Origin of the sequence: Pseudomonas sp. MF7453 (assembly GCF_016405455.1) — a bacterium.
GTDB lineage: Bacteria > Pseudomonadota > Gammaproteobacteria > Pseudomonadales > Pseudomonadaceae > Aquipseudomonas > Aquipseudomonas paralactis.
Window position 1 is genome coordinate 420,228 of sequence record NZ_JAEKCN010000003.1, and the last position, 19,469, is coordinate 439,696.

Annotated in this window: 18 protein-coding genes; 9 read left to right on the forward strand and 9 right to left on the reverse strand. The window is 60.6% G+C overall.

All coding sequences use genetic code 11. The features are described from left to right. Positions 1-252 precede the first annotated feature (252 nt). Positions 253-3,771, reverse strand: a complete 3,519-nt coding sequence (locus tag JFT63_RS07770; RefSeq protein ID WP_233102237.1) for a dermonecrotic toxin domain-containing protein — start codon at positions 3,769-3,771, stop codon at positions 253-255. Between the two features lie 443 nt (positions 3,772-4,214). On the opposite strand from JFT63_RS07770, the gene JFT63_RS07775 reads away from it, so the two are divergent. Continuing rightward, on the forward strand, positions 4,215-4,679 hold the full coding sequence (locus JFT63_RS07775; protein ID WP_034126362.1) for a hypothetical protein: 465 nt from the start codon (positions 4,215-4,217) through the stop codon (positions 4,677-4,679). Positions 4,680-4,694: 15 nt separating this feature from the next. After that, a complete protein-coding gene (locus JFT63_RS07780; RefSeq protein WP_198843719.1) occupies positions 4,695-5,507 on the forward strand; it encodes an SDR family oxidoreductase in 813 nt (270 codons plus the stop codon). Here the strand turns inward: JFT63_RS07780 and JFT63_RS07785 are convergent. Further along, positions 5,504-6,361 (reverse strand): LysR family transcriptional regulator, encoded by an 858-nt coding sequence (locus tag JFT63_RS07785; RefSeq protein ID WP_198843720.1) that lies wholly within the window; start codon positions 6,359-6,361, stop codon positions 5,504-5,506. The two genes, JFT63_RS07780 and JFT63_RS07785, sit on opposite strands and share 4 nt — an antisense overlap. Before the next feature lie 111 nt (positions 6,362-6,472). Between JFT63_RS07785 and JFT63_RS07790 the strand changes: the two genes are divergently transcribed. Together JFT63_RS07790 and JFT63_RS07795 are read left to right on the forward strand one after the other, a co-directional pair. Beyond that, positions 6,473-7,660, forward strand: coding sequence for an MFS transporter (locus JFT63_RS07790; RefSeq protein ID WP_198843721.1), 1,188 nt, complete (start codon positions 6,473-6,475; stop codon positions 7,658-7,660). Continuing rightward, entirely contained in the window at positions 7,653-8,054 is a 402-nt protein-coding gene (locus JFT63_RS07795; RefSeq protein ID WP_034126358.1) for a hypothetical protein, read from the forward strand. The genes JFT63_RS07790 and JFT63_RS07795 overlap by 8 nt, the downstream gene beginning before the upstream one ends. Before the next feature lie 180 nt (positions 8,055-8,234). On the opposite strand, the gene JFT63_RS07800 is transcribed toward JFT63_RS07795, so the two are convergent. The 4 genes from JFT63_RS07800 to JFT63_RS07815 are packed head-to-tail and all read right to left on the reverse strand — an operon-like array spanning position 8,235 to position 13,019. Further along, positions 8,235-9,095: an efflux RND transporter periplasmic adaptor subunit gene (locus JFT63_RS07800; protein WP_198843722.1), complete on the reverse strand. Its 861-nt coding sequence runs from the start codon at positions 9,093-9,095 to the stop codon at positions 8,235-8,237. 10 nt (positions 9,096-9,105) lie between these two features. Next, positions 9,106-9,306 carry a DUF1656 domain-containing protein gene (locus JFT63_RS07805; RefSeq protein WP_005784982.1) on the reverse strand — a complete coding sequence of 67 codons (201 nt, stop codon included), beginning with the start codon at positions 9,304-9,306 and terminating at the stop codon, positions 9,106-9,108. Next, a complete protein-coding gene (locus tag JFT63_RS07810; protein WP_198843723.1) occupies positions 9,296-11,473 on the reverse strand; it encodes an FUSC family protein in 2,178 nt (725 codons plus the stop codon). The genes JFT63_RS07805 and JFT63_RS07810 overlap by 11 nt, the downstream gene beginning before the upstream one ends. Positions 11,474-11,483: 10 nt before the next feature. After that, the gene (locus JFT63_RS07815) at positions 11,484-13,019 is read right to left on the reverse strand and encodes an efflux transporter outer membrane subunit (RefSeq protein WP_198706570.1); all 1,536 of its coding nucleotides are present in this window, start codon (positions 13,017-13,019) and stop codon (positions 11,484-11,486) included. A gap of 181 nt (positions 13,020-13,200) precedes the next feature. Here JFT63_RS07815 and JFT63_RS07820 point away from each other — a divergent pair, with 181 nt between their 5' ends. Further along, positions 13,201-14,169 carry a LysR family transcriptional regulator gene (locus JFT63_RS07820; RefSeq protein ID WP_034134550.1) on the forward strand — a complete coding sequence of 323 codons (969 nt, stop codon included), beginning with the start codon at positions 13,201-13,203 and terminating at the stop codon, positions 14,167-14,169. 54 nt (positions 14,170-14,223) lie between these two features. Here the strand turns inward: JFT63_RS07820 and JFT63_RS07825 are convergent, their stop codons facing one another. Continuing rightward, complete coding sequence (locus tag JFT63_RS07825) at positions 14,224-14,616, reverse strand: hypothetical protein (protein ID WP_198843724.1); 393 nt, start codon at positions 14,614-14,616, stop codon at positions 14,224-14,226. A 234-nt stretch (positions 14,617-14,850) separates the two neighbouring features. On the opposite strand from JFT63_RS07825, the gene JFT63_RS07830 reads away from it, so the two are divergent. The 4 genes from JFT63_RS07830 to JFT63_RS07845 all read left to right on the forward strand — a co-directional run bounded on the left by JFT63_RS07830 (position 14,851) and on the right by JFT63_RS07845 (position 18,241). Beyond that, positions 14,851-15,825, forward strand: a complete 975-nt coding sequence (locus JFT63_RS07830) for a 2-hydroxyacid dehydrogenase (protein ID WP_057701536.1) — start codon at positions 14,851-14,853, stop codon at positions 15,823-15,825. A 176-nt stretch (positions 15,826-16,001) separates the two neighbouring features. Continuing rightward, the gene (locus JFT63_RS07835) at positions 16,002-16,904 is read left to right on the forward strand and encodes a chemotaxis protein CheV (protein ID WP_057701537.1); all 903 of its coding nucleotides are present in this window, start codon (positions 16,002-16,004) and stop codon (positions 16,902-16,904) included. Positions 16,905-16,907: 3 nt separating this feature from the next. Next, on the forward strand, positions 16,908-17,390 hold the full coding sequence (locus JFT63_RS07840) for a GNAT family N-acetyltransferase (RefSeq protein WP_186563104.1): 483 nt from the start codon (positions 16,908-16,910) through the stop codon (positions 17,388-17,390). Positions 17,391-17,497: 107 nt separating this feature from the next. Continuing rightward, on the forward strand, positions 17,498-18,241 hold the full coding sequence (locus tag JFT63_RS07845) for a YkgJ family cysteine cluster protein (RefSeq protein WP_198843725.1): 744 nt from the start codon (positions 17,498-17,500) through the stop codon (positions 18,239-18,241). Between the two features lie 46 nt (positions 18,242-18,287). Here the strand turns inward: JFT63_RS07845 and JFT63_RS07850 are convergent, their stop codons facing one another. Together JFT63_RS07850 and JFT63_RS07855 are read right to left on the reverse strand one after the other, a co-directional pair. Next, entirely contained in the window at positions 18,288-19,070 is a 783-nt protein-coding gene (locus JFT63_RS07850; protein ID WP_198843726.1) for a transporter substrate-binding domain-containing protein, read from the reverse strand. A 162-nt stretch (positions 19,071-19,232) separates the two neighbouring features. Further along, positions 19,233-19,466 (reverse strand): hypothetical protein, encoded by a 234-nt coding sequence (locus JFT63_RS07855; protein ID WP_186563110.1) that lies wholly within the window; start codon positions 19,464-19,466, stop codon positions 19,233-19,235. Positions 19,467-19,469 lie beyond the last annotated feature (3 nt).

Here is a 19,469-nt window from a genome sequence, read left to right on the forward strand (position 1 = left end):
TGGGTTGGGTGGGGGCTTTTTGCTTTAGATTTATGGTGACTGTGCAGGCCTCATCGGGGGCGTAGGTATTTACACAACTTGGGTGTGACGCGGGACCTGTGGGAGGGGCTTGCCCCGATAACCTCAGTCCAACCAACACACCTTCCAAGGTAACCCACCCCAGCCAGCCGCCTACGTCTCCTATCCGCCGCGGTTGGGTGGGACACAACAGCCATCATTGGCCTTTACCGAATATCGGCCCCCGCCATGGGCTTATTTTAAAATGGGCGTTTTCCCATGAGAAATAACGCGATCGACTAACTCAGCGTCAGGGCCACCCCGGTACTGCAAAGGAATTTGAAACGGTACATCCACATAGAAAATATGCGGATTATCAGGGCTTTGAATAACATTTAACCCCGACGTATTGACTTCATAGTAGTGCGACATTTTATCCATCGCATTGCCATATTTACGCTTCCCAAAGATGGTTTCTGAAATCTTTTGGGTAGGCATATCCCCTGGCGCCAAGTCGGTAAAGTAATGCCGGCCTCGCGTTCCGGGCAGACGGTTACCGATCAAATCTGAACTTGAAGGTGAAAGGCTCCTGTCGGCCATGATTGCGGCATGTGGTTTACCGCTGGTGTAGTGATAAAAAACATTCTCACCTTTTACCGGTGGCTCCATCAGCGCTTTTTCACCCGGAAAGCTTTCCGGCACTCTTGGTCGCTTATTGGCCGATGGGCCACCTGCCCCGCTAGTCATGTTGACGCGGCCTGAAGAGCTGCCTTGGTCTAACGGACGCTTGCTCGGCCGGGATGTCCCGGTAGCAGTGGGAGCCCCGCCCGGCAATCGGCTCAATCGCCACTCACCGTTACCGGCGGATTCCAGAAATGCTTGAACCCTATAGAGCTTTGACGTCGTCAATGGCGCCTGGGGATCCACGATAGCGACCCGCCCATCGCGTGCGTGGAAGGCCGAATCAATCTGATACACCTTGTTAACCCCGGTACTGTCGGTAAACCGCACGTAAAAATCATTGCCCACGTTATAGGTACCGTCTGGCCTCAAAGGGCGTCCTTTGATGACGTCTTCCGACACGGAGAAGGCGCTCAGACTGACGTTTGGTCGCGTGCCAGCCGATGGTGCTCTGACGATGACTGGAGGGACTGGCGGGACCACCGGTTTTTTAAACACTGGCCGCAACGGCACGGCACTCACATTGGGAATACCAGAGGCCGCCATCGTGAAATCGGAGTAAACCGCACGCATAGCGCCCGGACTTTTGAGTAGCCGCGGCAAGACTCGGGCATTGGCGCGCAAGGCCGTCACTCCAGCCTTTCCTAAGCGGACCCCCATGGAGATGCCTTTTCCGAGCACTGGCAACAAATCGAGGAAGATGGAGGCCACCTCAACGCCGAACTGAACTTTGTTGATTCTCGACTGGTACGCGACTTCTGCGCTGCTGACGCTTTGGTGGTCCGCGTGATCGATGAGTAACTTTACTTTCTGCTGGTACAGCTCCTCCTGAAAGTTGCCGTCGAAGGGTTTGAGCGTCACCGGGGCGCTCGTCAACTTGAGCACCTTGATGAGCGCATCCAGCATACGCAATGGGTTCTTCGTCGTATCGAATGCGCTTTCCTTGATTGCCTGGCCAGCTTTAACCACGTCGTTTTTATCGACCGGTGACGTTCTGCTCGCGGTGTAGAGCCTCCACTCCTTTTTCTCCATCAAAGCGTTCAGGGCGTTCATATCCGCCACTTCGCGAAAACACACGCCATCGGGCGCATTCGGCGTGCACAGCACCAGCGACGCATCTGTGTCATTGCCAATCACCATCGCGCCCTGAACCGGCAACCCACGCTGGATAAGGGCATTGGTGACAATTTTTTTCCCATCCACCAGAGGCCGGTCAGCCGAGTCCGGGTAATCAAGAACAGCCGCAACCCACTGTGCCCCTCGTTTGGTACTGGTGTCTTGGGTAGCGTCTACGGTGTAGGTATTGGGGTTGAGTGCTGCGAGAAAAGCCTCCTTATCCAGCATGTCGCTCAGGTGGGTTTTCCACGCTTTGCGGACTTCGCCGGCAGCACCCGACGAAGCATCCGTGGTCAACGCCTGCTTAAGCATCCTGGTATAGGAGCCTCCCACATCGGCAGTGTTGACCAACGCCTTGAGTTGCTCGGTATTCAGAACGACCTGCTTGCCATCGTCGCCCAGCAGAGGGTTACCGTGAGTGTCGGTCAGCGGCAGTTCGAAGGTGAGCTGGGTGAAGTGGCCGTACTGGACGGCTGGAAACTCACTGGGGTTTTTCAGCGCCAGATCAGTCAGCGATACCCGGTCGTGCTTGATGCTGAGCGTATGGCTGCTGCTTTGGCCGCCAGTGTGAGGATTGGAGCGGGTTTCCACCCGCACCATCAGCTTGTCCGCGTCGACCTGTGCAGCAGGGAACTGCCGTTCGATCGCTTCGTTCATCCGGTCGCGGGAAAAGGCACCCAGCGAAGGAAGGGTTGCCAGTGATGAAGCCAATGCATTTGCGCTGCGTGCCTCGGAATGTTCCAGGTAATCAAACACTCCTTCCTGTGCCGGGCTCAGGTTTTTCAGCCACTCGGGGGCCAGCTTGTCAGCCAGTTGTTCATCCCGCGCCGCCATGGCGTTGTCGCCACTGAGCAGGTACGACCAGTCAGCGGCCTCATCCATACGCTTGGTTAGCCGGGGCTGTGTCGATGCCTGGGCGAGATTTGCAACGACTTCCTCCTGCTGGCGCTTGAGCATCCACGGGATGGCCTCGGCCAGCACATCCCCCGTCAAGGGGTCGGCACTCAACATCACATCGTTGCCAGAGGGCGGCTCGGATTTGTTTTGTAACGACAACGGCAGCGTTTGCAACAGTAGCTCAGCGTCGGTACCTGCCCCGTCAAGGCGCTCTGCAATCGCCTGGCGCGCCAGGGCTGGCGTCGCGAACTCCTCGAACCCCTCACCCGGGGTGTACAGCACCACCGGCCCATTGGCCTCATCGAGTGCCAGAGTCCGTCCTTTCGCCCAGACAGGGGGCGTGGCTTCGGAACCGTCGGTGCTGGTGATCAGGAAGCAGCCCGCCATCAAGGCTCCCCGCTCGGTACCGTCATCAACGGTAAGCGGGTAGACGCCTGGGCGGGCGCCATTGGGGAAGGCCGCTTCCCGTTGAGCCAGCGTAGGGTATTGCAGTGCTGCGTCGATCAACCGCTTGCTCGCCGCGCTCAATGTTCCATCACTCACGCGTAATGCCGCCAGCGTCGAGAGTTGTTGCTTGTGCAAGGTCAACAACTGGTCTTGAGGGGCCTGTAGAACCTGAGGGTCTCTCAACGTCGGGCGGGGGGTTGTCCAGAAGGTTTGAAGGGCCGCAGGAAACTGCGTGACGATGCGCTGGGCAATCGTATCCAGGGTCAACTGTGGCATGACAAGGGTGCTCGGGCCGGCGTCGGTGCCCAGGGTAAAAATGCCGGACTGTTCACCGTCGTCAACGACGGGCTGCTGGCCAGGATTGACCAGCAAATTCACAACCTTCCCTCTCAAGGCCTCCAGCACCGTCTCGGACGACAGTGTTTTGATAGAGCCATCGTCCTGCCTGACCCAGCGCTTGAAGATCAGGTCTTTTGGCCTCAGGGGCGAGCCGTGCGCAAACATTTGGTCCACTTGCTCGCGCACGAAGTCCTGAAAGCTCGGCTGCTCACCGTGCAAACGCTGCATGTCGCGGGATTGAAGAGCGTGTTGGGTGACGAACGCCTCCTGATGGCTAATCTTGAATTGCTGCATGAGCCGTGGGTACTCCAGCCTGGCGGGGGAGATGCCGGCCGAGGCGGGAAGAGGAATACCATCCGGCGCGTAGGTCGATACCGGCGGCAGGTGACCAGGGAGTTGCGTAGATGTTTCGGCGCCAATATCGGTTTGGGCGGCCAATGCGTTTGGGGCTACAACGCTTTGTGGGGAAGCACGGCGGGTCGAGTTTTCGGTCGCTGCGAACATGAAATGAACCTTACATAGAGGAGTTTAACGTCACCGTTACGTCCCTGTAGGTCGTCAGATAAGTGGACGTTTAATGGGCCCCGGTTCCTGCCAAGAATGTAAGTTCACTTATCAGATCGCTGTGAGTTCTGTTGAAAATATAAGACCACGTATCAACCCGGCACTCACCTCAAGGTAATCAATCCCACCTACGCTTAAGTTAGGATGCTCGTTCCCAATTCGAGGTGGTCTCCATGTTTTTCGGCGTTCTTCTGATCATCACCTGGCTGATCCTGCTGCTGCGCTACCCGGCCAAGGCGCTGCCGGTATCGCTGGCCGCTGCCGTCGGCCTGGGGTTTGTCGCAGTGTGGGTGGTATGGTTGGACAACCGCGAAGCGTCGCAACTGGCGCGCCTTGAGCTGCGCATCACCTACGCGCCGCAAGACTGCCCCGCCGACCGGCCGCTTAAACTGACCCTCAACAATGGCAACGACGTCCCGCTGACCGAACTGCGCTGGCGCGTCGCGGCCTATGCACCGGGGGACACCGTCAATCTGGCCGACAACGTCTACGCCGCGCCGCGCTACCGTGGCCCCGGTGAATTGCAGGCCGGTGCGACCTGGGACGATTGCCTGCCCACTCCGCCATTGCGCCCCGGCTATCGCCCACAAACTCTGGAATTTCGCGCCGAGCATCTGCAAGGCAGCTTCTCGGACTGACAAAGGATGGAATCCATGCCCAACGTACTGATCACCGGTTGTTCCAGCGGCATCGGCCGCGCCCTCGCCGATGCGTTCAAGGCCGCAGGCTTCAACGTGTGGGCCAGCGCCCGCCAGCCCGATGACGTCGCCGCCCTCGCGGCCGCAGGCTTCAATTCCGTGCAGTTGGACGTCAATGACAGTGCCGCCTTGCAACGCCTGGCCGAGCAATTGAGCGAGCTGGATGTATTGGTCAACAACGCCGGCTACGGTGCCATGGGCCCGCTGCTCGACGGCGGCACCGAGGCGATGCAGCGCCAGTTCCAAACCAATGTGTTTTCCATCGTCGGCGTGACCCAGGCGCTGTTCCCCGCCCTGCGCCGCAGCAAGGGCATTGTGGTGAATATCGGCAGCGTTTCCGGGGTATTGGTGACGCCGTTCGCCGGTGCGTACTGCGCATCCAAAGCCGCTGTCCACGCCTTGAGCGACGCCCTGCGCATGGAGCTGGCACCGTTTGACGTACGCGTCATGGAGGTTCAACCCGGGGCGATCAATACCAGTTTTGCAAAGAATGCCGGTGCCCAGGCCGAACTGCTGCTCAACGAAACGTCGCCCTGGTGGCCGTTGCGCGAAGGCATTCGTGCCCGCAGCCAGGCCTCCCAGGACAATCCCACCCCAGCCAGTGAGTTTGCAGCGGATGTGCTCAAGGCCGTGCAACACGCCCAGCCACCGCGCCTGCTGCGCTCGGGCAACGGCAGCCGCGCGCTGCCGTTGATGGCGGCGCTGTTGCCCAAGGGGTTGTTGGAGAAGGTGTTGAAGAAGCGCTTTGGTTTGAGTGGCAGCCTCTAGCCCTTCATAAAATCAATAAACGCCCGCACCTTCAGCGGCAGGTGCCGGGTATCGGGGTACATCGCGTAGACCCCTTGGGGGGCGAAGCGGTGATCCGCCAGCACACGCACCAGCCGTCCGGCCTCCAGGTCTTCCTGCACCAGCCATTGCGGCAGGATCGCCACACCGTGGCCGCGCACGGCAAATGCCTGGAGCACTGCCGCGCTGTCAGCCACCAACGCAGCAGGCCCGGCACGGTATTGATGTTGAATGCCCGCCGGGTCGGTCACGCTCAACTCGGTCAAGCGGCCATGGCCCAGTCGGGGGACCTGCTCCAACGCTTCCAGGGTCTGAACCTCGGCAAACTGCGGTGCCGCAACAGCAAACACATCGAACGTCGACAACTGCACCGCCCGATGATTGGAGTCCAGCAGGCGACCCAGGCGAATCGCCACATCAAAACGTTCTGAGATCAAATCGGCGTGGGTGGAAGATGTGGATAAGTGAATATTCAGGTCCGGGTGCAGGCGTCGAAAGGCTTCCACCGCCGGGGCGACCACGGCCAGGGCATATTCGACGGTGGTGGTGATGCGCAGGGTGCCCTTGAGCTGGGCATGTTCAGAGCGAGCCTCTTCCACCGCCAGGCGGGCTTCTTCGAGCATACGCGTGCAGCGCAGGTAGAAGCGCTCACCGGCATCGGTGAGTGCCAATTGCCGAGTGTTGCGGGTGAGCAGGGTGACACCCAGTTCCGCCTCCAGGCGTTTGAGGTTGAAGCTGACCACGGCGCGGGTCTGGCCGAGCAGATCCGCGGCGGCAGTGAGTGAGCCGGCCTCGACCACGGCCTTGAAGGTGTCGAATCGGTCCAGACTCACCATGGGCCACGCGCTCCGTTGTCAAAATATTTTTGACAAACTAACAGTCAAACCGGCGTATCTCAAACCCTGCGCCCGCCCTACCCTGCACGCTTCATTCGCAGGATCGCGTTCATGACCTACCGCTCGAAAATCGCCTGGATCTTTCTACTGGGCTTTGCCCTGGACCTGGTGAACATGTTTGTCGCCACCGTCGCCTATCCGGACATCGCCCGCGAACTAACCGCCTCGGTCACGCAACTGGCGTGGATCAGCAATGCCTACGTGCTTGGGCTGACGGTGATTATTCCTTTAAGTGTGTGGCTGGCGGCGCTCATGGGCGAACGCACGCTGATCGCCACCAGCCTGCTGCTGTTTGCCGGCGCATCGGCGATGGTCGGCCAGGCTGGCTCCATTGAGGCGTTGATTGGCTGGCGCGCTGTGCAGGGGCTCGGTGGCGGGTTGCTGATTCCGGTGGGGCAAGCCATGGCTTACCGACACTTTCCGGCTGCCGAGCGTAGCCAGTTGACGGCGCGGGTGATGTCGGTGGCGTTGCTGGTGCCAGCGCTGTCCCCGGCGTTGGGTGGGGTGATTGTCGACAGCCTGTCCTGGCGTTGGATTTTCTACGCCAACCTGCCTCTGGCGCTAGTGACCCTGCTGCTGGCGCTGCTGTGGATAAAACCCGATGTGCCTGCAAGCGTGCGTCCCTCTCTAGACCTGGTCGGTATATTCAAACAAGCCGCCAGCCCGATGTTGCGCGTGGCAATGCTGGTCTACCTGTGCATTCCGGGGGTATTTATTGGCACCAGCCTGATCGCCATCCTCTACGTGCGTGGCCTGGGGTATGACGCCACCCAGACCGGCGCGCTCATGTTGCCGTGGGCACTGGCCTCGGCCGTGGCAATCTACCTGAGCAAACGACTCTTCAATCGCTGCGGCCCCAAACCCCTGTTGCTGGCCGGCATGGCGCTGCAATGCGGCGGTATCCTGCTGCTCAACGAGCCGGCGCTGATGATTGCGGCCTACGTTCTGATGGGCCTGGGCGGCAGCTTGTGCAGCAGCACCGCGCAAACCCTGGCCTTTCTGGATATTCCCGCCGAGCGTATGGGCCACGCCAGCGCGTTGTGGAACATGAACCGGCAAGTGAGCTTCTGCGTGGGCGCCGCCGTGCTCAGCGCAGTGCTGTCGGCCTTGGATTCCTTCACCATAACCTTCACGATAGCGGCAGCTCTGACCCTGATGCCGCTTTTCGCAGTGTTGCGCCTGGATGCTTCCAGGGTACGCGCGCTGCTTCACCCTTGCAGCGAGCCCAAGCATGATTGACTACAGTGATTTTTTTGAAGAAGTGATCCAGACCCACGTCGAGATCGAACAATGGTTTGCCGGGGTTGCGCCTGAGGGCACGCTGGAAAATTTGCTGGCGCGCTTCTCACCCGAGTTCAGCATGGTGGCGCCCGCCACCGGTACGCGGGTCAACACGGCCGGGGTCAATGCCTTGTTCACGCGCCTGGGCGGTATGCGGCCGGGGTTGAAAATCACCCTGAGTGAAATGACCGGCATCGACCGCCATGCACGCGGCGCGACGGTCACGTATCGCGAGCATCAGATTGACGACAGTGGCACCCAGACCGACCGCCGCGCCACGGTGGTGTTCGAGAAACAGGCCAGTGGCGCGCTGCTGTGGCGGCACTTGCATGAAACCTTTATCAAGGCTTAAAGCGGTCTAAATGTGTGAGGGGGCTTACATCGCCCTCTGTAGGAGCGAGCTTGCTCGCGAAAAACCGCAACGATAACGCGTGCTTCCTGAATGAACGCGGCGCCTATGAGTTTTTCGCGAGCAAGCTCGCTCCTACAACAGCCTTAACTGACTGGCATTAGGGCTTGCCCCCCACATTTTTTAGTTTTGTGTTGGGTTGACGATCACGGTGCAAGTAATCCCCGCCGCCAACAACACGCCCTCCGGCACTTCATCAATGTGAATGCGCACCGGCACACGCTGGGCCAAGCGCACCCAGTTGAAGGTCGGGTTCACATCGGCAATCAGCTCGCGGCTCTCGGGGTTGTCGCGGTCGTAGATGCCACGGGAGATGCTCTCTACATGGCCCTTGAGGGTTTCGCCGCTCATCAATTGCATATCGGCTTCATCCCCGACCTTGACGTGGGGCAGCTTGGTCTCTTCGAAGAAGCCATACACCCAGAACGAGTTTATATCCACCACGGCCATTTTCGCTTCGCCGATACGCGCATAGTCGCCACGGTGCACGTTGAGGTTGGTGACATAACCGTCCACCGCCGCCAGCACTCGCGTGCGTTTCAAGTTGAGTTCGGCGGCCTCCAGTTGCGCCAGGGCGTGCTGATAATCGGCCAGGGCCGAGTCGGCAATGTTGCTGGCGTCGTCGCGGTTTTCCCTGGAGATCACCAGGGCGTCGAGGTCGGCGCGGCGATGGGCGTTGAGCTTGCGCATTTCCCAGGTGGCCTTGCGTGAAGCCACCAACGATTGCGCCTGCTTGACCGCGATACGGTAGTGCTCAGGATCGATCTGCATCAGCAGGTCGCCTTTTTTCACCAACTGGTTATCGCGTACCGGCACGTCCACCACTTCGCCGGTAACGTCAGCGGCCACATTAATGATATCGGCACGTACGCGACCGTCGCGGGTCCACGGCGTTTGCATGTAGTGCACCCACAATGTGCGGCCTATCCAGATCGCCAGGGCCAGAACCAGCAAGGTCGCGAGCAGGCTGAAAAACTTTTTCATCGGGGCATTCTCAACGGTAGACGCTCAGCGCCAGGGCGCCGAACAGGCAAGCGAACAGGCTCAGACGCAGCAGCGCCGGGTGCCAGAAAAACCGGTACAGGTCGAACCCGGCCAGGAAGCGATCAATCGCCCAGGCCAGCCCCGCGGCAATCAAAAACATCAGGGTCATGGTCGGCATATAGATGCCGTGAAATGCAATTTCACGAGGCATTCGGGGCTCCTTTGAGGGCGGCCAGGGGCGATTGCGGGTCGAGCAGCGAGGTGCGAATAAAGTGCAGGTAGCTCTTCACCCGGCGCAGGGCCGAGGTGTCGAAGTGCGGGGCGAAGGGTTCGTCGGTGGCCTGCACACGGCTGATCGCATGGTCGACAGCAACCAAGCCACGCTCCAGATTGCTGGCGCTCGGTTGCAGAAACAACCGCACCAGCGAACGGCCCATCACGCGGATCGCCTGGCGCCAGGGTTGAGACTCGGCATAGGCCGGATGCACTGGCAGGATCGCCTGCTCCTTGCGCAATTCGATGATGGCGTGGCCGACTTCCAGCACCACGAACATCCAGCGCAGCAGATCACGTTGCACCTGGGGCTGGCCGGCCGCGAGGCCATAAGCCTGGTGCAACAGGTCGCGGGTGCGGCTTTCAAAGCTCGACGCCAGGCCCTTGAGCTTGCCGCTGATGGCATACACCACCTGCTCACGCAGGTCCTGCTCCAGGCGGCGCCACAGCCAGCGGCTGTTGGGCGGCAGGATGATCGCCCCCGCTGCCGCGCACACCAACATGCCGATAACCATGGCGATGTAGTCGTTAATAAAGGTGTAGGGGTTGTAGACCGTGAGGTTGTCCGGCACCGAACCGGTGCTGAAGAAAATCAACAGCCCCACGCCCACACCGGCGTATTGCGGGCGTGAAGAAAGAAAGGCACCGAAGATGATCACCGGTGCGAGCATCACGCACAGCAACGGGAAGCCATCGATCCAGGGGAACACGAAGAACATTTCGACAAAGCCGACCAAAGCACCGATCAGCGTGCCGCAAGCCATTTGAAACGCCATGCGCTTGGGGTTGGGCGTAGCGGCAGACAGGCCCACCGTCGCCGCCGCGATCAAGGTCATGGTAGCGCCGCTGGGCCAGGCGGTGGCCACCCAGTAACTGCCCAGCACAATCAGGATAAACGAGGCGCGCACCCCGGCGGCGGCGCAGGCCAGCCAGTTGGTTTTGGGCGTATAGGCTTCGTGCCAGTCTTCGCGTGCATGGCGGTGGTCAGCCAGTGAGGCGTGGGTTTGTGCGTAGTTGTGCAGGTCGTCGACGAAGCGGTACAGCAGCTCGTAGGCCGTATGAAAATCCAATTGCTCGGCTTCGGTAGGGTCACCCTCCTGAAAGCTGGTGCGCAGGCTGCGCACCTTGGCAGGCAAACCGTCCTTGTAGGCGCTCAGTTGGCTGGCCAGGCGTGCCGCATCGGGGCTGGTGAGAGCACGACCCGAGAAGCCGTCGAGCACTTCGGCCAGGTCCTGCAGCCCGGGTTTGATCGCTGCGACCACATGATCGGCCGCGTCGGCGCGCAGTCGTTCAAGCAACTGGTGCAGGGCGTTGAAGCGCGTGGTGATGCTCATGAATTCGCTGTTGAGGCGACTGAGCCGCCCGTTGCGCCGACGCATGTGCGGGTCTTCGAACACGGTGACGCTGCGCAACCCTTCCAGGCCCACGGCTTCGGCGATAAAGCGCACGTTGCTGGCCTCGAACCCTTCCCGCTGGCTGCGCCCGCGCAGGCCGTCGGTGACGAACAGCGCGAACACGCCGAAGCGCTGGTACAACGCGTTACGCATGGCGGCGCTGGAGGTCTGCGGCAAGATGGCGGCGCTGACCACTGTCGAGCACAGAATCCCCAGAGAGATTTCCAGCACCCGCCACACCGCCGCCATAAAGGCGCCGTCCGGGTGCGCCAGGGCCGGCAGGCCGACCATCGCCGCGGTGTAGCCGGCAAGCACAAACCCATAGGCGCGGAAGTTGCGGTTGCGCGTAGCGCCGGCGGTGCAAATACCTACCCAGATCGCCAGCGCGCCGAGGAACAGTTCAGTGTTCTGCGCAAACAAGGCGATCAGCAGCACCATCACCGCCGAGCCTGCCAGGGTTCCGAGGAAGCGATAGAAACTCTTGGCGAACACCTGGCCGCTCTGGGGCTGCATCACAATAAATACGGTGATCATTGCGGTGCGCGGTTGCGGCAGTTCCAGGCGCATCGCCAGCCACAGCGTGAGGAACGCGGCGGCCAGCACTTTGAAGATATACACCCAGGTCACGCCGTCGCTGCGTGCCCAGTCGAAAAAGCCACGGCGCCATTCAAGGGAATGCAACCAGCGCAGCGGTGCAGGCAAGGGAGTCATCAAATCCTACTCAGTGGTCGAACACGGCAAGCGCCGCCGGGGTCTTGCTCGGGAGGGTCTTGGTATCCAGGGGCACATCGTTGCCGGCACCGAGGCCGCCACCCAACGCCGTCACCAGTTCGGCATGGGCACTCAGACGCGCCGCCTGCACCTGTTGCGCGACCTGTTGCTGACGGAACAGCAGGGTCTGGGCGTTGAGCACATTGAGGTAATCGGTTAGGCCACGCTGGTAGGCGATCATGGCGATGTCGTACGTCTTCTGCGCCGAGGCCACCGACTGCGCGGCGAAGGCCGACTGCTTGTCCATGGACTCGCGGCGGATCAACTGGTCGCTGATGCCCTTGAGCGCATTGACCAGCGTCTGGTTGTACTGGGCGACCGCGATGTCATAGCCGGCACTGGCCTCGCCTAATTGAGAACGCAGGCGGCCGCCGTCAAAGATCGGCAAGGTGATCGCCGGACCGACGTTGTAGTTGAATTTCTTGCCGGCCAGGAATTCCAGCATACCGCCGCCCGTGGCCATGTAGCCGAGGCTGCCGACCAGATCGACGTTGGGGTAGAAACCGGCGTGGGCCACATCGATGCCACGGGCCTGGGCCGCCACTTGCCAGCGGCTGGCGACCACATCCGGGCGTTGGCCGAGCAGTTGCGCTGGCAAACGTGAGGGCAGTTTCAATGGCGCGGCGAGAGCCAGGGTCGGACGTTGCAACTGTGCGCCCTCCCCCGGTCCTTTGCCGGCCAGGGCCGCCAGCTGGTTCCGGCTCAGGGCGATTTCCTCATCCAGGGCATCCAGTTGGCGATGGGTTTCCGGCAGCGGGGTTTCGGCCTGGCTGACGTCAAAATGGGTGCCGATCCCGGCGTTCAGGCGTTTGTTGGCCAGGTCGAGAATCTGCTGTTGCTGGGCCAGGGTGGCGGCGACGATATCGCGGTTGGCGTAATGCAACGACAGCTGGATATAGGCGCGCACCACGTTGTTCTGCAATTCGAGCTGGGCCTGACGCGCTTCGGCGGCGCTCATGTGCGCCAGGTCAACGGCGCGTTCAGTGCTGTTGCTTTCACGGCCCCACAGGTCGAGGGCGTAACTCAGGCCCAGAGACGAGTTGTTGTCCCAGGTATTGGCGCCGCTCAATTCACCGGGTCCATAGAACTGATCTTTCGGCCAGTTGTGGCGCTTGAGAGTAGTGTCACTGTTGATCTGCAATGACTCGGCTGATTCAGCCACCCCGGCCAGCGCTCGGGCTTGTCGCACGCGTGCAGCAGCCATGGCCAGGCTGGGGCTGTTCTGGGTCGCCAGCGCGACCCAACGGTTAAGCTGCGGGTCGCCGTAGGCTTGCCACCATTGAGCGGTGGGCCAATGGGCATCCTGAGCGGCGTCTTGAATGGCTTCATCGGTGGCCAGGGTATTGGCGTTGAGGGCCTGGCCTTGGGGAGCAATTCCTCCGGTTCCGATGCAACCGCCGATGGCTAACGATAAGGCGCAAACACAGAGAGCCTTCAGCTCTCTATTGATGAGAGTCTTCAGCTCTCTGCTGATGTGACGCGGCACGGCAAGCGAATTCCTGAGAGGTGTTGCGCAAGAGGTGGCGCAATTCTAGGCGGCGGCATGGAGGACGATAAGCTGGCATTCCTGTGAATCTTTGTTACCGTTCAGGCGATAATCCGTTGGTAGGGATCACTGGTCGGCGTAACTTTCTGTCACAATTTGTCATCTCCCTTGAGAACACTCCATGGACACTTTGCAAAACATGCGCGCTTTCAGTTGCGTGGCCGAAGCCGGCAGCTTCACCGCCGCCGCCGTGCAACTGGACACCACCACGGCCAACGTCTCGCGCGCGGTCTCCAACCTTGAGGCCCACCTGCAAACCCGCTTGCTCAACCGCACCACCCGACGCATCGCGCTGACCGAAGCCGGCAAACGCTATTTGCTGCGCTGTGAGCAGATCCTGGCCTACGTCGAAGAAGCCGAAGCCGAGGCCAGCGACGCCCACGCCCGCCCCGCCGGGCAGCTCAAAGTGCACACCATGACCGGCATCGGCCAGCACTTCGTCATCGATGCGATTGCCCGTTACCGCCGCACGCACCCCGACGTGACCTTCGACCTGACCCTGGCCAACCGCGTGCCGGACTTGCTCGATGAGGGCTACGACGTGTCCATCGTGCTGGCCAGTGAACTGCCGGATTCGGGGTTCGTGTCCCAGCGCCTGGGCATCACCTACAGCATTGCCTGTGCCTCGCCGGACTACGTCAAGGCCAAAGGTTGCGCACAACGGCCCCAGGATTTGCTCAACCATGCCTGCCTGCGCCTGGTCAGCCCGGTGGTACAGCTGGATAAATGGACCTTCAACGGCCCTGAAGGCCAGGAAAGCGTGGCAATCAACAGCTCGCCGTTTCTGGTCAACTCGGCCGACGCGATGAAAACCGCGATCACCAGCGGCATGGGCGTTGGCCTACTGCCGGTGTACGCCGCTATTGAAGGGCTGCGCAACGGCACACTGGTGCGGGTGATGCCGACCTACCGTTCCCAGGAATTGAACCTGTACGCCATCTACCCTTCGCGCCAATACCTGGATGCGAAGATCAAGACCTGGGTCGAGTACCTGCGCGGTTCGTTGCCGGAGATTCTGGCGGCGCACCAGGCAGAATTGGTGGCGTATGAGTTGAGCGGTGGTTTGGGTGGTGCTCGCTTGAGCAATTGAGCCGTGCCTGCCGTGCACCGTCCTGAAAGGGTCGGCAGGCATTGATATGGCGTGTCACTTGACGGTGAAGGTGGTCCAGCTAGAGGTTTGTGCGCCATCAATGAAGTAAACACACAAACCCAGTTCGTCTTTATACAGTTGTTCAACATACGCTTTGGGGAAGAGAACGGTGTGAGGCTTCACCTCCTGCACGGTGAAGCAAACGTTATGGTCGCCCGGCCCGGGCCTGTTGCCGAACAGATACACATCGATGTTCTGCCCCACCTGCATAGTGTCGTAATCCACCCCGACCTCCAGCCCGGTATCAGGCACACGGTCGACGTGCAACTCGCCGTTGACGATCAAATCGATCGTGGGGGCTTTGGGCAAGTTCGTGTCAATCTCATCGTTCGCCTTACCAGTGGCCAGCAATTTTCTGATGCGAGCAATTTCTTCATTGATATACATAAGGGTTATCTCCTGTTCAAAGGCCTCAACACCTGCCTCAAAAGGCGAAAATAGGCGTTCGTGTAGTGTTCGAACAGCTCGTAACCTTCACAGTTGACATGCATTAAAACTAATGAAGCGCCAGCTGACAGGTTAAAAACCTGCAAAGTTCTGATTGGACATGTCAGCCTGACAACCCTAACCAGGAATGTTAGCGTGCTTGGCATTCTTCCGTAGTCGACGAGTCCGCCTGCAATGAAAAAGACTGTCCTGGCCTTCAGCCGCATCACCGCGCCCATGATCGAACGCCTGCAACAGGATTTCGAGGTGATCGTGCCCAACCCCAAGCTGGGTGACATCAACGCGCAGTTCAACGAAGCCCTGCCCCACGTCCATGGTTTGATCGGTGTGGGTCGCAAGCTGGGCCGTGAGCAGCTTGAAGGCGCGAGCAAGCTGGAAGTGGTGTCCAGTGTGTCGGTGGGCTACGACAACTACGACGTGCCGTACTTCAACGAGCGCGGGATCATGCTCACCAATACCCCTGATGTGCTCACCGAAAGCACCGCCGACCTGGCCTTCGCCCTGCTGATGAGCAGCGCCCGCCGGGTGGCCGAGCTGGACGCCTGGACCAAGGCCGGTCAATGGAAAGCCAGCGTCGGCGCGCCATTGTTTGGCTGCGATGTACACGGCAAAACCCTGGGCATCGTCGGCATGGGCAACATCGGCGCAGCCGTGGCCCGGCGCGGGCGCCTGGGCTTCAATATGCCGATCCTCTACAGCGGCAACAGCCGCAAGACCGCGCTGGAGCAAGAGCTGGGCGCGCAGTTGCGTAGCCTGGATCAACTGCTGGCCGAGGCGGATTTCGTTTGCCTGGTGGTACCACTGAGCGACAAGACCCATCACCTGATCAGCACCCGCGAGCTTGCGCTGATGAAACCCAGCGCAATCCTGATCAATATCTCCCGCGGGCCGGTGGTGGATGAGCCGGCACTGGTCGAAGCCCTGCAAAGCCAGCGCATTCGCGGTGCGGGGCTGGATGTGTATGAAAAGGAACCGCTGGCCGAATCGCCGCTGTTCCAACTGAGCAATGCGGTCACCCTGCCGCACATCGGTTCGGCCACCGGTGAAACCCGCGAAGCCATGGCCAACCGCGCATTGGACAACCTGCGCAGCGCCCTGCTGGGCCAGCGCCCCCAGGATCTGGTGAACCCACAGGTCTGGAAGGGCTGATACCCCGCCCCACTGTAGGAGCGAGCTTGCTCGCGAAAGACGTCAACGATAACGCGAAAAATCTGTTTTAACGCGGCGCTTTCAAGTTCTTCGCGAGCAAGCTCGCTCCTACAGTTTTCGGGGCCAGGGTCGATAACGGTGTATAGATCGTCATCCCTGATCCACAGAAGGTTTTTATGTCCACCACCAAAGCCCGCGCAGACTCGCTCTCGCTTCTGCTCTTTACCTTGCGCAGCGGCAAGCTGATGGCCATCAACCTGTTGAAAGTCAGTGAGATCATCCCCTGCCCGCCGCTGACCAAACTGCCGGAGTCCCACCCGCACGTCAAAGGCATCGCCACCTTGCGCGGCGCTTCGCTGTCGGTGATCGACCTGAGCCGCGCCCTCGGTGAAATGCCCTTGCAAGACCCGGACGGAGGCTGCCTGATCGTCACCGATGTCAGCCGTTCCAAGCAGGGCTTGCATGTGCAGGCGGTGAGCAAGATTGTGCATTGCCTGACCACCGACATCCGCCCACCCCCCTACGGCTCCGGTGGCAATCGGGCGTTTATCACCGGGGTAACCCAGGTGGAAGGTGGCCTGGTGCAGGTGCTGGATATCGAAAAAGTCATCCACGGCATCGCCCCGGCACCGATTGAAACGGCGCCGACCGACCTGACCATGGAAGAAGCCGAAGTGCTGGGCAACGCCCGCATCCTGGTGGTGGACGACAGCCAGGTGGCCTTACAGCAGTCGGTACACACCCTGCGCAACCTTGGCCTGACCTGCCATACCGCGCGCAGTGCCAAGGAAGCCATTGACGTGTTGCTGGAGCTGCAAGGCACGGGCGAGCAGATCAATGTGGTGGTGTCGGACATCGAAATGTCCGAGATGGACGGCTACGCCCTCACCCGCACCCTGCGCGAAACTCCGGACTTCAAGGACCTCTACGTGCTGTTGCACACCTCCCTGGACAGCGCGATGAACAGCGAAAAAGCCCGTCTGGCCGGTGCCGATGCAGTGCTCACCAAATTCTCCTCGCCGGAGTTGACCAAGTACCTGGTCATCGCCGCGCAAACCGTGGCGCAAAAGGGCCTGTAAGCGGTGGCCGAGTATTTCCAGCTGCTGCGCCGCGACCTCACGGGCAGCCTGCCCGCCCCGCAGTGGCCGGCGAATACCCGGCTGGATCATTACCGTGATGAGTTGGCCCCGGCGATCCATGCCGTGTTGCGCCTGACCCAGGATCAGGGCGGCGGCCGTGTCGCCAGCCTGGATGAATGGCGCCGACAGTTCGTGACCGATGCCGAGTGCGACCCGACGTTGTGCCTGGTCGCCATCAACGGCGACGGCATTCTCGGTGTCGCCCAGTGCTGGACCAGCGCCTTCATCAAGAACCTCGCGGTACACCCTTGCGCCCAGGGCCAGGGGCTGGGCCGCGCCTTGTTGCTGCACAGCTTCCAGGTGTTCAAGCAGCGCGGCGAACCCTATGTGGATCTCAAGGTGCTGGAGAGCAACCTGCGTGCCCGGCATCTGTATGAAAGCGCCGGTATGAGATTTGTGCTGCGCGACATAGTGCCCAAAGACTGACAATCACTGGCGCATAACTTGCTTCCAGAGTGCCGAGCGGTGAATAGAGGTAAAAACCCGTCACCCCTCAAGCGTGCCCTCTGACCTAGCCTGGTGACAGATCCGCCATGAACACTCAATTTTCTTGCGTAGGTTGCGGCAAATGCTGCAGCGACCATCACGTCCCCCTGACCCTTGAAGAAGCCCGCAGTTGGGCGGCGGACGGCGGTAACGTCATCGTCCTGGTCGAGGGTTTCCTGGGCAACGGCCTGGGCCTGCCCCTGCAACAACGTGAACACGCCGAACGCCGCTCGGTGATCGTGCCCAGCGGCACTACCGAGGCGTTTGTGGCAATTACCTTTGCCGCCTATAACGCCGGGCGCTGCCGGAATCTTGACGAAGACAACCTTTGCCGCATCTATGAACGGCGCCCGCTGGTATGCCGAATCTATCCGATGGAGATCAACCCGCACATTCCGCTGAACCCGAGTGCCAAGGATTGCCCGCCAGAATCCTGGGAGCAGGGCCCGGCATTGATCGTCGGTGGCGAGTTGATGGACAAGGAGCTTGCTGAGCTGATCCGCCGCTCGCGCCAGGCCGACCGTGATGACGTGCAGACCAAGGAGGCGGTATGTGCGTTGCTCGGCATTCATACCACAGCACTCAAGGGCGACGGTTTTACCGCCTACCTGCCGGATATGCAGGCATTTGCCCAGGCTATTGAGCAGGCGGCAGTCCAGCCGAACGTGGCCAATGAATGGGTGTTCCATGTGTCCGGCATGGACATCGCCGAACAACTGCTGGACGCCGGGGCGCAGATTGCCACCCAAGTCCCGGCCAACTATGCGTTTATCTCGTTGCGGGCGGCCTGACCGCTGAGGAGGCTAATGGTGCGCCCACGCAGGGGATCCACAGCCATCACGACCTGGAAGGCGCTACATCCAGACGATAGGGCTGGAGGATGCGTTGGTACTCGCCGTTTTGCATCAGTTGTTCAAGCGCATGGTTCAGCTCATTGCGCAGTGCGGTATCGGGTTTGCGCACCGCGATCGCCACGCTGCTGCCCAACAGGCTCGATGACACCACAGGCCCAAGGAAACCGAAGTCCAGGCCGTCGGCCCTGTCGAGCAGTGCCTCACGGATCTCCACGGCACCTTGCAGGGTCGCATCGATATCACCTGCCACCAGGCTCTGAACCAGTTGGTCGTTAAGCCAGAAACTTCTGATGATCACCCCGGCCGGCGCCCACTGCGAGAGCGCAAAGGCTTCACGATTACTCCTGACCAGTACACCCACGCGTTTGCCCTTGAGCGAGCGCCGATCAGGGGTCAAACCCGAAGTTTTGCGGCCCACCAGGCGGGTGCTGATCGGGTAGAGGTCATCGGTAAAACTCACCCGCTGTCGGCGTCGACATGTCGGTGCCATGCCCATGATCGCATCAAACTGCCTGGCTTCGAGGGCCGGAAAATTTTCCATGACGACTTGGTCAACCCAGATACAGCGGACGTTGAGCTGTACACACAAAGCGTTGCCCAGTTCGATATTCAGCCCCACCAGTTGCCCTTGCGGGTTACGGCTTTGAAACGGGGGAAAATGCGCGGCCACGGCAAAGCGGATCTCGCGCCGCGGTTGAATGTCGCCAGCAACGGCAAGCGTCGAGAGCAAGAGGGCAAGCACGGCACAGAGGTGTATCAGGGCCACGAGAACGTCCTATTCCGGAAAGCTGACTCACAGCGTCCCGATAGGCGTTATCGGGACGAAGCAAACGCTGTGCAAGCTTTCAAGAATCGACCGCGAACCTACAAGTAGAAATAACGACAGGCAACGTAGGCAAGTGCCTATAACGCAGGCATAACCTTAGCCTTAACGTTTACCCATCGAACGGCGGGTGCCCGGGGGCGCCATGCCTGGCGTCTTGGTATGGCCGTTTTTGGCGCCGCCTTTATACCAGGGCTGGCTGGCATTCTTGGCGCCTGCCAGTTCACCCGGTTTGAAGGGGAACTTGAACGCCGGGATCTCGGCTTTTTCAGCGCCGTCGGCGGTGGCCGAATCGACGAAGTCGGCCGCTTCGACAGGGGGTTGGGTGGGGGAAGTCATAGG